At 55.4% G+C, this 13,388-nt stretch carries 10 protein-coding genes, 1 tRNA gene and 1 pseudogene; 1 reads left to right on the top strand and 11 read right to left on the bottom strand.

Features of this window, described 5'->3' with window-relative positions; all coding sequences use genetic code 11:
• Window positions 1-31: 31 nt before the first annotated feature.
• Window positions 32-105, bottom strand: a tRNA-Ile gene (locus BBCT_RS02160).
• Between the two features lie 51 nt (window positions 106-156).
• Window positions 157-1,383 carry an ROK family protein gene (locus BBCT_RS02155; RefSeq protein ID WP_003835675.1) on the bottom strand — a complete coding sequence of 409 codons (1,227 nt, stop codon included), beginning with the start codon at window positions 1,381-1,383 and terminating at the stop codon, window positions 157-159.
• Between the two features lie 169 nt (window positions 1,384-1,552).
• Here BBCT_RS02155 and BBCT_RS02150 point away from each other — a divergent pair, with 169 nt between their 5' ends.
• Window positions 1,553-3,073 (top strand): xylulokinase, encoded by a 1,521-nt coding sequence (locus BBCT_RS02150; RefSeq protein ID WP_003835674.1) that lies wholly within the window; start codon window positions 1,553-1,555, stop codon window positions 3,071-3,073.
• 111 nt (window positions 3,074-3,184) lie between these two features.
• On the opposite strand, the gene BBCT_RS02145 is transcribed toward BBCT_RS02150, so the two are convergent.
• From BBCT_RS02145 to BBCT_RS02100, 9 genes and pseudogenes are all read right to left on the bottom strand, one after another.
• On the bottom strand, window positions 3,185-4,570 hold the full coding sequence (locus BBCT_RS02145; protein WP_407921703.1) for a CHAP domain-containing protein: 1,386 nt from the start codon (window positions 4,568-4,570) through the stop codon (window positions 3,185-3,187).
• Between the two features lie 435 nt (window positions 4,571-5,005).
• Window positions 5,006-5,350, bottom strand: a complete 345-nt coding sequence (locus BBCT_RS02140) for a hypothetical protein (protein ID WP_003835672.1) — start codon at window positions 5,348-5,350, stop codon at window positions 5,006-5,008.
• A 58-nt stretch (window positions 5,351-5,408) separates the two neighbouring features.
• Window positions 5,409-5,708: a hypothetical protein gene (locus tag BBCT_RS09400; RefSeq protein WP_003835670.1), complete on the bottom strand. Its 300-nt coding sequence runs from the start codon at window positions 5,706-5,708 to the stop codon at window positions 5,409-5,411.
• 201 nt (window positions 5,709-5,909) lie between these two features.
• Window positions 5,910-6,380 (bottom strand): annotated as a pseudogene (locus BBCT_RS02130) (ABC transporter permease subunit); the annotation flags it as partial.
• Window positions 6,381-6,650: 270 nt separating this feature from the next.
• On the bottom strand, window positions 6,651-7,280 hold the full coding sequence (locus tag BBCT_RS02125; protein WP_033512401.1) for a sugar O-acetyltransferase: 630 nt from the start codon (window positions 7,278-7,280) through the stop codon (window positions 6,651-6,653).
• Window positions 7,281-7,622: 342 nt separating this feature from the next.
• Entirely contained in the window at window positions 7,623-9,587 is a 1,965-nt protein-coding gene (locus BBCT_RS02115; protein WP_231858079.1) for a sialate O-acetylesterase, read from the bottom strand.
• 86 nt (window positions 9,588-9,673) lie between these two features.
• Window positions 9,674-11,305 carry a glycoside hydrolase family 43 protein gene (locus BBCT_RS02110; protein ID WP_003835661.1) on the bottom strand — a complete coding sequence of 544 codons (1,632 nt, stop codon included), beginning with the start codon at window positions 11,303-11,305 and terminating at the stop codon, window positions 9,674-9,676.
• 76 nt (window positions 11,306-11,381) lie between these two features.
• Complete coding sequence (locus BBCT_RS02105) at window positions 11,382-12,275, bottom strand: carbohydrate ABC transporter permease (RefSeq protein ID WP_003835659.1); 894 nt, start codon at window positions 12,273-12,275, stop codon at window positions 11,382-11,384.
• Window positions 12,275-13,318 carry a carbohydrate ABC transporter permease gene (locus BBCT_RS02100; RefSeq protein WP_003835657.1) on the bottom strand — a complete coding sequence of 348 codons (1,044 nt, stop codon included), beginning with the start codon at window positions 13,316-13,318 and terminating at the stop codon, window positions 12,275-12,277. The genes BBCT_RS02105 and BBCT_RS02100 overlap by 1 nt, the downstream gene beginning before the upstream one ends.
• Window positions 13,319-13,388 lie beyond the last annotated feature (70 nt).

Here is a 13,388-nt window from a genome sequence, read left to right as displayed (position 1 = left end):
TTGTATCAGAAGCCTTGACTTTACGAAAGAGTGGGGCGTCACGGGCTTGAACCGTGGACCGGCGGATTATGAGTCCGATGCTCTAACCGACTGAGCTAACGCCCCACGTTGCAACATGCGAACATGCCAACTCGGTAAGTTTAGCAAATGGGTGGACTAGTTTTGCCCCATGAAACGCAACGGGTTGTCGATGAAGCGTCGCAAGCCAATCTCAGCCGCGCCCATCAAGGCTGGACGTTCGATGACATCGGCCACGAGCACGCTCGCCTCGACTTCCGGATATGCCAGCACTTGCGGGCGTACCATGCGTTCGATTCTGCAGATTAGTTCAGGCTCGAAACGCGCCCATAAACCGCCGAGCATCACCACGTCGACGTCGCAGACATTGATGGTTGATGCGATTACGGAAGATATGGCTTCCAACGCTTTTTCAACAACGGCCACGGTTTGCACGTCGCGCTGGTGCCAACGGTCGATCAGTTCGTCGATGGCACTGCAGGTCGCGGCGGCATCGCTGCTGGCGATTCCGGCCGCACTCACCATGGAGCGCCTGCCCGCATACACTTCAAGGCAGCCGCGACGGCCGCAACGGCAGATGGGACCACGCATGTCGACGGAAACATGACCCAATTCGCCGCCGAAACCGTGATCGCCGCTCATCACACGTCCCTCACGGATCACCGCACCGCCGATGCCCACATCGGTCGACATGTAGATAAACGAATCGGTCGGTTTGATCTGCCCCGAACCTTCACGCTGCGTGGCATAGCCGGGAATCTGCGCCAACGCAGCGGCATTGGCCTCATTGCAGGCAACAGGATCAAGTCGTTTGACCACATTGAACTGTTTGAGATCCAAACGTTCCCAACCGAGATTGCGTGCGCTCAGCAATCGCTGATCATCGGTGACGAGCCCCGGCAATGCCAAACCGGTACCGGCAAGCACATAACCCTTCCTCGCAAGAGCATCTTCCTGCCGCAAAGCCAGTTCATCGAGACGGGCGAAAATCTCCTGTTCATCAGCATTGGCCATGTCGGCGTCAACCCATTGCTCCCCCACAACGGAACCGTCGAGATCGAGCACCACCACGCCGTAGCCGTCGGTGTTGGCCTGCAATCCCATGCCGCACAGGCGACCAGACTTGATTTCAAGCGGAATGCTGGGTCGCCCATACAGCGACTGGCCGGATGGCGCGCCTTCCACCAGAATCTCATTTTCGAGCATCAACGACACCAGCACCGACATGGCGGCTTTGGTCAAACCGGTTTTCTTGGCGAGATCGGCGCGACTCATCGGCTCGGTGGCACGCAATAGCGAATCGAGCACAACGGAAAGATTATGGTTTCGTAAATCGTCTTGATTGATACTCCGCAGTGAAGCCATGGTTCCCTCCTTCTCGACGCGTCTTCGCAGAAAAAGCGCACCGTCCCTATAGTCAAATCACTTTATGATGGTACACTAGACATTATAGTTCATTCATCTAACTAAATGAGGTGGCGGACGGTGCAAATTCCTTGCACTTCGCTACGCCAGCTCACTGCAAGGAGACACAATGACTCGAACTCTCGTGGCCGGCGTCGACACCTCGACCCAGTCCTGCAAAGTGCGCGTGACCGACGCCGAAACCGGTGAAATGGTGCGCTTTGGCCAGGCCAAACACCCCAATGGCACGTCTATCGACCCGAAATTCTGGTGGGACGCGTTCCTCGAGGCAGCCCAGCAGGCCGGCGGACTTGACGACGTTGAAGCACTGGCCGTTGGCGGTCAGCAGCACGGCATGGTGATTCTCGACCAGCAAGGCAACGTGATTCGCGACGCCATGCTGTGGAACGATATAAGCTCGGCGCCGCAGGCCGCGGCCCTCATCGAAAAGATGGGCGAGGCTCCCGCCGAAGAAGGCGAACCGGAAGATGTGATTGCACGCGGCAAGCAGCGTTGGGTCAAGGCCGTTGGCTCCTCTCCCGTTGCTTCCTTCACGCTGACCAAGGTGGCGTGGGTGGCTGAAAACGAACCGGAAAACGCTAAGAAGATCGCCGCGATCTGCCTGCCGCACGATTGGCTGAGCTGGCGTATCGCCGGCTACGGCCCGGTCGCGGAAGGCGAGGACGCACACTTGGAAGCGCTGTTCACCGACCGTTCCGACGCTTCCGGCACCATCTATTACGATGCCGCTTCCAACGAATACCGCCGCGATCTGATCGCCATGGTGCTTGAGCCAGCGGAAGGTACCGAAGCGGCACGCGAGCACGCCAACGCAATCATGCTGCCGACCGTGCTTGGACCGCACGATGCCGCCGCAGTCAAGGCAAGCCCGGAAATCGCCGGCAAGAACGTTGAGGGTGGTTGCATCATCGCACCGGGCGGCGGCGACAACGCCATGGCGTCCCTCGGACTTGGCATGAGCGTGGGTGACGTTTCCGTTTCATTGGGCACTTCCGGCGTGGCAGCGGCCATTTCCGAAAATCCGACCTACGATCTGACCGGTGCCGTTTCCGGCTTCGCCGACTGCACCGGCCACTACCTGCCACTGGCCTGCACCATCAACGGATCGCGCATTCTTGACGCCGGCCGTGCAGCCCTCGGCGTCGACTACGACGAACTCGCATCCCTGGCATTCGCTTCCGAACCGGGCGCCGGCGGTATTACGCTGGTGCCGTATTTCGACGGCGAACGCACGCCGAACCGCCCGGACGCGACCGCAACCCTTTCCGGCATGACGCTGGCCAACACCACACGCGAGAACATGGCCCGCGCGTTCGTCGAAGGCTTGCTGTGCTCCCAGCGCGACTGCCTAGAGCTTATCCGTTCGCTTGGCGCTGAGATTTCCCGCATTCTACTTATCGGCGGCGGCGCGAAGTCCAAGGCAATCCGCACGCTCGCGCCGAGCGTTTTCGGCATGGACGTAACCCGCCCGACCACCGACGAGTATGTTGCCATCGGCGCCGCCCGTCAGGCCGCTTGGGTGCTGTCCGGCGAAACGGAACCGCCCGCATGGCCGCTCACCATCGACGGCGTAGAAACCGGCGAGCCGACCGAAGCCGTGTACGAGGCCTACGTAAAAGCACGCGGCTGATCAATCAGCCATCGTGAATCCGGCATGATCCAACACAAAAAATGGGTGCCGTCACAGCCAAACCGTGACGGCACCCATTTGCATTAAAATCACAATCCCCAAAAACACTATTCAGTGCACAAACCAGTACTGGCCCCTATTCACCAACACTCTCGAGTGCATCAGAAACGGACCTCCCCAATTCATTTCCGAAATCAGGAACGTGCCGTCTCCATACACTGCTTCGACGACGGCGACATGACCATATGAGCCATCGGCACCGTCTTGCCCGGGGAGGAAAGAGATCGCCGCTCCGACCTGAGGGCTATGATCGACTCTCAAACCATATGCCGGCGCAGTCAGATACCATTCCCCTCCGTTATGCAAATAAGACGGCGTGCCGATGCCCATTTCCGCACGACGATTGTACGCATACCATGTGCATTGTCCGGCCGGATACATGTTTCCGTAGTCTCCGTTATGTGTGCCCTGACCAGTAGTGGACGGCACACTTGGCGGGGACGGCTGGGACGGCTGAACTGGATTCGAAGGCTGCTGCGGAGTCATATTTCCCGAGGAAGCAGAATTGCCCGGTTTTGCAGGCTGCGGAGCGGACTGACCGGGATTGGCGCTGCCAGCCGCATCTGCCTGTTGCTGTGCGTACTGTCTGTTGGCATCATCGATTTTTGATTGAAGAAGCACCGTTTGCACGGCCTGTTTCGCCGCATCGGATTGCAGCTGATCCTGTTTGCCTTCCAATTCCGCACGACGATTCTCGCCTTGCACACGCAATGCATCCAAGGAATCTCTAACATCCTGCGCTTCCGACGCGGCAGACAACGCAGCTGCAGCTTTAGTATCGGCATCAGACTTGAGTTTGGCGATGCGTTGTTCGATGGCCTTCAGACGCTCGCCACGATTCATGGACACATTCAGATCATTAGCATCCGCAGCGGCAGCATTCGCCTCGGTTCGCGCCAAAGCGTCTCGTGTCTGCATGGCGGACACGAATTCCTTCGTGCTTTTTGCACCCGTAGCAACAGCCATCGTGTCCGCGGCATTCGAGCCATGCAACGATTCACGCGCCATTGATGCCACGGCAGCATGTGAATCGTCATAATCCGCGCCAGTTTGAGCTATTTTCTCTTTGAGATCCTGCTCATCCTTACGCGCAGCATCAAGCCTGTCCGCAGCGGCATCAGCTTCGCTTTGAGCCTGAGCCGCAGCATCATTAGCTACATCAGCCTTCTCTTGAGCTACCGGAATCTGAGTATTCGTCAGTTTGTCGAGCTCGACGACCTGTTCGAGCAGATCGGACTGGACACCTTTCAACTGCTCACGAAGCATCTGCTCCCGCTGCACACTACTGGCATGGGAATTCTGCGCCGCAACCAAATCCGAATAGGTATCCGCGTGAGCCTCGAACGGCAAAACCGCGCAGACCATCATCATCCCAACCGACACTGCGCACGATACGTATTTCAATATATTTGAAGCGAAAACTCCCATATGATTCAATACCCCTTCACATTTGTCCTTTGTATCCTATCATGGATAAAACCAAGAAACTCGGGGGCATTCTGCATATGATCATGCACCACTCACTCAGCAATAATCGCACATCTCTGCTGTGTTAGCCCTACAGCCACGTTACCCAGCCTCACAATTCAGTCATTTTGTCGCACGGTCCTCTTTATTTGATCTCACGATTCCTTCTTTCTTATTATTTTACGAATCGCGAGATGAAGATACCGGTTAGAGGGCATCAATCCGCGCCTTTCATCCATATCCATACCCTCCAATCTCACTTCTGGAGGATATCCGACCTCACGATCTCTTTTTCATTCCCAAAAATCGAATCATGAGGTCAAATACGAAGAATCGTGCGACGAACTGCCCGAATCGTACGACAACGAAAAGGAATCGTAAGAAACTAGAATCAGAATTATAGGATCAACGATTCTTGGATTTGCCAGAACCCTTACGACGCTTGTTCTTCGGCTCGTATGGCTTCAAAAAATCCCACTTTGCAACCAAAGCCTCATGCAGAGGCGGAATCTTGCCGACCGCAAAACCAACAACGATGCCACCAAGAATCGTCCAAGTCGCCAAATCCTGCCCAGTGAACATCAACACGACGAACACAATGGCGATGATGAAACACAGCAACGACGACGCCTTACGTTGCGCATCAGTCATTTTGCTGTTCTGAATGGGCATGGCTCCCAAAAACACACCCGCCACCAGACATAGCAGTCCGCAGATAATCGCCACAGTCAACGACAATGCTGGAGGCATCGCAATCCCCTTCTTTTCTACGATTTTCTACTTTACATTTCTGAATTATCCAGAACTTCTATAACGCATTCACTAGCTTAATACCGTCTGATTCAGAAGAATTCTCAGACTCATCGACATCATCACCACCAAAATCGTCTTCTTCGTCCCCATCTTCATGCTTGTCTGAGATCATCCATAATTGCGCCGCGCTGAAACCGGTATATGCAATCGCACCAACAATGCACACAATCAGAATAATGCTTGGCGCGGTAGCCAGCGTACCATCATTCAAATCGGAAGAAATCGACTGCGCCAACCATGCGATGCATACGACACAGGTCAACGCATACAGCCTCATACGAAATTTGTCGTCCATAATTCACTCCTTCTGTAATGACGGCACCATCAACGGCATTCAATAATATTAATATTCAAAAGATTAAATAATTAAAATACCTAAGAACTAAATAATTAAGATTAAATGATTGCAATTTAACAGCTATATGAATAAATCGCAAAGCTGGGGCGGCACTTTACAAAGATACCGCTCCAGCTTATGCTATTTTTTTGACGGATATCACGCCTTCTTACGCTTGCTGACCAGATCGTAAGCCACAGCCGCGATCACGACGAGGCCCTTGATGGTCTTGACCCAAGCTGCGTCAACACCCATGATGGACAAGCCTTGGTTCAACACGCCCATAATCAGTGCGCCAACCATAGCGCCCGGAATGGTGCCGATACCACCGGTGACTGCAGTGCCACCGATGAAGCAAGCTGCGATGGCGTCCATTTCGAATTCCATACCGGTCTGTGCAGTGGCGGAAGCCAAGCGAGACAAGGTGATGACTGCTGCGATCGAAGTCAGGAAGCCCATGTTCAGGAAGATCTTGAAATCGGTCGCCTTGGTGTCGACGCCGGAAAGAATGGCGGCCTTGCGGTTGCCACCGACGGCGTAGACGTTGCGGCCGTAAACCGTGCGGTTCAGTGCGAACCAGTAGACGCCGATCAGCACGCCGATGATGAGCATCACAATCGGAATGCCACCCTAGGTGGCGTTGCCGAGCAACAGCTCCTTGAGGGACTGGGTTTCTACCTTGTCGTCGCCTTTCTTGACGGCGGCGTTGTAACGAAAATTAGTGCATTCATTTAACTTACTAAGCGCACATCCAAAAAGAGCATTTCTTTCAAATCTTTCTGCATCAATCTTAGATATAGAAAGAATCGAAAGAAATACTATACGTAAACTTCTGATTCTTCGCAACACGCCAATGGAGATCAAGATTTAATTCCGTAACGAGTGCGTTGAAGCGTAACGTCAGATGATGCCCTCGACATCGGCGAAGGCGGGATCGCGTTCGGGAATCTCGCGGATTACATGCGCCGGATTGCCGACTGCGATCGAATTGGCGGGAATGTCTCGTGTAACCACAGAACCCGCGCCGATAATGGAATTCGAGCCAATCGTGACGCCAGGCGTGACCGTAACGTTCGCACCAAACCACACGTTGTCACCAATCGTCACCGGCGAAGCATGTTCCCAGCCAGCCAGTCGCGTTGCCGCATCCAAGGCATGATTCGGCGTGGCAATGGTACAACGCGGCCCGATCAGGCAATCCTCGCCAAGCGTTACATATCCGCCGCCGCACACCATAAAATCCTTGTTCAAGAACGTGCCGCGGCCAATGGTCAGGCCGATGCCATAATCCACATTGAACGGCGGCGTGAATTGTACGCCCTCCCCCGCGTCGGGAACGAGCTCGTGGAACAGTCGGTAGGCCTCGTCAGGATCATCGAAGAAGATGCGGTTGATCGTGGCGCAGGTACGCATGGCCTCGCCAGTAAACTTCGGCAGCGACTTCGATTTGCGGTATTGCGTCGGCTTACCGGCGAACAGCCTAGTCAGATCCTCGTCGGACGCGATCAGCGTCTCCGTCTCCTTCGTCATGCCCGTCTCCTTCGTCACGATTTCCATCACACTATAGTGAGCGCTCACACTATACTATATTCATCTACTTGACCTGGCATACGACATACTATCCGATGTATCGTGGCACCCGCCGAGCAGCATGTATCGTCGGCAATTGGGTCCGCATGCCGGGCATTCGTGCAATCCGGAACCGTTCGGATCGCCCGTCGCCGCGAAATTCGTCCAATACCGAATCATGACACGAAACAAATCGTAATGCGCCAACGGGAAGGCTTGTCATAGGGGATGCCACGAAACACGGCAATCACAGAGTCCGTATCGGAGAATCCATCGACGAGTCCTTGTCGAAGCGCGACCTGCCTACGCATGAATCCCCTTATCATCGTCCGTGGGCAATGTCAGGCGGAACGGCGGAATCAGCATGCCGTCGCCGTCGCAGATGAGTCCGGATTCCGGATTATTGCTCCACGCGTACCGCACCTCATCTGGCCTGCGCGCCGTCATGCGCGCCACGATATCACAGCCGTCCAGCCATGCCTCGGCCCGCGCGGATGTGGCGCAGTCGCGCCATAGAAATTCGATTTCCCGAGGAGCGTCACCGTCCAACGTCATCAGCCGGCGGCCCTCCGATCGGATCCGCTCGTCCGAGCGACTCCGCCACACACAGTGCATCCGCAACAAATCTCCGCAGACCTCGATGGTTTCCACGGCCGGTTGAGGCTGAGCCTGGCGACCGTATACCAAATCCATCGCGGCATTGAACACGCGATCCGCGACGAGCTTCTTGTCATACGGATGCAGATCGTTGCCCTCGCCGGCGTCAAGCGTCACCACCGTCGCAACGTTTTCAAGTTCGTTTGCGACGTTCCACTCCTGTTCGCGGACGAGTGGCCAGCCTCCATCCTCAATGGCGTCGATGTCGAATTTTGGAAGCTGGACGATCAGAAACGGCATATCCGGCTGATGCCATTTGACGCGCCACAATTGAATCATGGCCTTCAGCTCGTCACCATATTGCATGGCGCGATCGCCGGTATTCGATTCGCCCTGATACCACAGCACAGCCCGCACCGCATATGGAAAACACGGGGCGAGCATGGCATTGTACAGGCCGGTCGGCTTCCATCTGACGAAATCCTCGAATGGGCAATCGCGGTCAGCTTCGGCGGTCACGGCATACTGCCAAATGCCGGACAGGTCGAAGATATCGTCTCCGATGGTCAGTGTCATCCGTTTGCCGGGCGTCACACGGCCGCCGGGCCGTTCAATGACCAGCCGCATGCGGATTTCGTTCGCGCCGGCGCGCAACACGCCGGCTGCGACCGGATAGTCCCGCGGCTCATACACATTGCTTCGCCCACCGACCAACACACCATTGACCCACGTATGGTCGGCATCATTCATGGTGCCCAGACGCAGTAGGGCGGGCTTCCCCGCATCCGACGGAGGCAGGAACACGGTTTTTCTCATGGTAATCTCGCCGCGGAAACCGGCAAGTCCGCGATCCTTGTACCATCCCGGCAGGCGTATGTCATGCCATGCCACGTCGCACGGCTCGATGTTCTTGGATTCCGGACAGTCCCACGCGATCAATGGCAGCCATTCATGGTGGGCATCGGCCACAGCCTCGTATCCAAGCGCCTGGTACCACCGGTCCCGCTCGGCAACGGAATCGCGGCTTTTCTTCGACGCCACGCCATCGCCAAGATACGGCTCAAGGTCAGCGAGCGCTTCGGGGAACACCCGCAATGCGTCGGCATCCATCCAGGATTCAATCGGCGATCCGCCCAATGAAACGTTCAACAGGCCGACGGGCACATTCAGCCACTGACGGATTCTGCGTCCGAAGAAATAGGCGAGCGCGGAGAAATCTCCAAGGGTTTCCGCATCGCATCCCTGCCAGAATGCATGATCATGATCGTTGCGGGGACCGTTGAAGTCACAATCGGGAATCACTTTGTATTGCCGCAGCAATGGGTCAGGCTCACGATCCCACTCCAGCGGATAGTCCGCACGCACCCAAGCCATGGGCAGTTCCATGTTCGACTGTCCCGAACACAGGAACACTTCTCCCGCATAGCATTGGCGCGAGATGCATTCGGTTCCGTCCTCATAACGCACCGTCAAATCGTACGGTCCGCCTGCTTTGATCGGACCGTACGGCACGCTCCATGAGCCGTCGTCCTTCACCCGCGTAGTCCGGTCCTTGCCATCGAGGCGTACCAGCACGCCGCGTCCAGGGTCGCCGGCGCCCCAAATATGTATGGTCGCACCGGCCTGCAGCACGCAACCGTCGTCAAGCAGTTTCGGCAATTGCAAAACCATGCTTGTCCGCTCCTCATTGCCCATAGAATTCAATCCCGTCGAGCATGCCGGCTGACGGCGGACGCTCTGTCGCCAGCCGGCACTGTCTACTGGTTATCGGAAAGCTCCCGATAGTCGAAGTAGTCGAATTCGGCCTGCGCGTCGTAGCCGGACAGATCGACGCAGGCAAGTCCCACGAACGCGCCGGTGAAGAAGCCGCCGTAACGTTGGTTCACGTAATCGTCGGACAGGATCTTCGCATCGAGCCTGACCGGAATCTCGGTGAAATGTTCTCCGTCAAAGGAATATTCGTAGGAATAGTATTCCGTGCGGACCTTGGTGCGCAGCCATACCGCCTCAGCCTCTTCGGGCACTACGATGGCGTCATCCTTGAGGAACGACGTATATTGGTTGAAATCGTTCTGAGCCACTTCGATGACCCTTGCATGTCGTTTCTCATCCCAAGTGACAAACGCCCATGACCAGCATAGGTCATCGTAATAGTTAGTCAGGCCTGCCATCTGCATGTAATTCTTCGGATCGAAACGCACCTTGGTTTCGGCGTCGAAATCAAATGCCTGCCAGCGACGAGCCACAAGAGACAAGTCAAACAGGTTGCACAGCGAGCCCTGACCACGCAATGCCAGTTTGCCACCGCCCACCGCGCCCATGGCGTCGGTGAACGGGACGCGTAGAGTGTTCCAATTCGGACCGAGCTCGCCGGAATCGAACTCATCATGTTCGTCACGCGTCGTTGGGGCCAAAGTCTCGATAGCATCTTTCGGAGCATCAACGTAACGCTGTCCGCCGTGACCTCCAACCACGCGCGGCCAACCGTCCTCATCCCATTCTACTTTCTGGATGGAGGTCTCGCGTCCGAGTGTGCACCATCCGCGGGTACCATGGGCCGGTTCAGTATCATGACGCCACGGACGACCGCATAGGGAGGCGTAATACCACTCGCCGGACGGGGTGTCCACCAACGCTCCATGGCCCTGCTTCTGCAAATAGGTGTCAGGAGTGTCGAAGTTACCGATGAACGGGCCATTCGGCATAACTTCGAAGGAGCATTCGTCAAGGGTACGGGAACGCGCCACAGATTCCTGATGTTCATACACCGTGCCACCTTCTGCGGCAAACAGGTAGTACCAACCATCCTTCTTGTATAGGTGAGGACCTTCGGTGACCTTCACCGAGGTGCCATCCCAGATGGTGCGGGCCGTTTCTGGCTTGAGCTTCATGGTGTCGACGTCGAATTCCGTCAATGTGATACCGTCGAACTGGTGGTGGTATTCACGGAAATCCCATGTCTGCTGCACCAAGTATTTGCGGCCGTCGTCGTCATGGAACAGGCTGGCGTCAAAACCGACCCCGTTGATACGAATCGGCTCGCTCCATGGCCCGTGGATGTCCTCGGCAGTAACCAAATAATTAGTGCAATCCTTGAATGCACCATTGACCACCTTGACATCAGTGTAGATCAACCAGAATCTGCCATCCGCATAGCTTAGGTCAGGAGCCCAGATGCCTCCCGAAGAGGGGTTTCCTCTCATATCAAGCTGGCTGGACCGGCTCAACGGGCTTGGAAGAATGTTCCAATGCACCAGGTCCTTGGACTCATGCAGGCGAACGCCTGGGAACCATTCGAAAGTGGAATTGGCAATGTAATAAGTGTCACCGACGCGAATCATTGAAGGATCGGCATGAAAACCGGTGAGCACCGGGTTGGAAATCTTCATAATGTACCTCTTGCATAAGAGATGAAGCCCGGAAGACGGAAAGGAACATCTTCCGGGCGTGGGTTGTCACATTCCGTCAGCCCTTGACCGCACCTGTCAGGCCGCCGACGATCTTCTTCTGGAAGATGGTGAAACAGATCAGGGCCGGAATCATAGCCAGAGAGGTGAAGGCCAACACCTGTGCGGTGTCAACGGAGTGTTCGGAGCTGAACATCTGTACGCCAAGTGGCAATGTGTACTTGCTGGCATCACTGAGCACGAACAGCGGCAGCATGTAGGCATTCCAGCTTCCCACGAAGGTAAGGATTCCAGTGGTGGCCACGCCAGGCATGGACAGCGGAATGACCATGCGCCAGAAGAAGCCAAGGCGGGAGCATCCATCGAGAAGACAGGCCTCCTCAAGCTCATTAGGAATCGACTGTAGGAACGGCACCAAGATGATGATGGTCTGAGGAAGTCCGAAGGCAATTTGCGGAAGGATCAGACCCCACAGGGAGTTGGCCAGACCCAGATTGCGAATCAGCAGATACAAAGGTGTAATGCCAACGGTCATCGGGAACATGAGACCAGCAGAGAACAACGCGTACATAAGCGGCGCATAGCGGAATTTGTATCGGGCGATGACAAAGCTCACCATGATGCTAAGCACCACGACGCCTACCATGGTGGCGATACCCACGATGGTAGAATTCTTCAGTTCCGTCCAGAAAATATCACTTTCGACGACCGTCTTGTAGTTGTCGGGAACCCATGGGTTCGGCATCCCGGACGGATGGTTGGTGATCTGCGAATTGGTACGGAAGCCGCCGAAGATAATGTACAACACCGGAGTGATGCAGATGGCCACAAGCACCAGGGAGAAGAAGTAGACGATTGGGTTGCCCCATGGCGTCTTGGATGACTTACGGTAACCATTCTTCTTGCTGTACTCGCTTTTGTTGGAATGTCCTGCGATTGTTGCGGCAGTCATCACTTCACCTCACTTGCCAGGGCAGCAACCTCACGATGCTGCACTTCTTTTGCGCGCTTCCTGGCACGCTTCTCGGCTTCTTTCTGTTCAGTAACAGCACCGTCCAAGTCACGGTTCAGCACGAACTTCTGATAGACGAGTGCGATGATCAAAGAGATCACGAAGATGATCAGAGCAACGGCGGAACCATAGCCATAGTTGCCGGCTCCACGACCTTCACGCACCATGTAGGTGGCCATGGTGGACACACCAGCGGTGGTCGACACATACTTGCCCCACACGATATAGACCAGATCGAAAAGCTGCAGAGAGCCAATCATAGAAAGGAACACCCAGATCCGCAACGTCGGAGCAAGCAACGGCAACGTGATGCTTTTCTGCATCTGCCAGAAACTCGCCCCATCCACTTTGGCTGCTTCATACAGTTCATCAGGAATGGATTGCATGCCGGCGAGCATCAGAATTACGGCGAAACCGACGTATTTCCAGCTGATCAGCAACAGCAGCGTCCAAATAGCGATTTTCGGGTCGGCCAGCCAATCAGGACCATTGATGCCGAAGTTGGCCAGAATCTCATTGATGGCGCCCTTCTTCTGTAGCAACAGGCTCCATCCTGTGCCGACGATGACCTCGGAAACGACATACGGCACGAAGATGAGGGTGCGGATGAGACCACGCCCCTTGAACTTCTGGTTCAGCAGCAATGCGAACAGGATGGCGAGCGGAGCCTGGATAACCAACGAGCCGATCACGACCTCGAAGGTATGCAGAATCGCCGCCTGGAACGCGGGATCCTTAAGCGCTGTGATGTAGTTCTGGAGACCAACGAATTTACCTGTCTTGGAGGGAAGTCCGTAGCCCTTCCACTGATAAAAGCCGTAATAAGCACCCAAGACGATAGGCAGAATCACAAAGCAGACGAACAGAAGAATCGCAGGTGCGGACAGTACGAAAATCTCAACATTACGACGCACTTTGCCATCGGACGGTTTCTTGGACCGCTTAGCGCGCAGCGTCACCGCGTCTTTGCTTGTACTTGACATGGTTTTCTCCACTACCAGATACGTTTCTCGAATAGGAAGGAGGGCAGATGAAGATCTGTCTATCCACCCT

The sequence above is a fragment of the Bifidobacterium catenulatum DSM 16992 = JCM 1194 = LMG 11043 genome, assembly GCF_001025195.1.
GTDB classification, from domain to species: domain Bacteria; phylum Actinomycetota; class Actinomycetes; order Actinomycetales; family Bifidobacteriaceae; genus Bifidobacterium; species Bifidobacterium catenulatum.
Note: the sequence above shows the minus strand (reverse complement) of the source record. Positions and strands in the feature narration are given on the sequence as shown.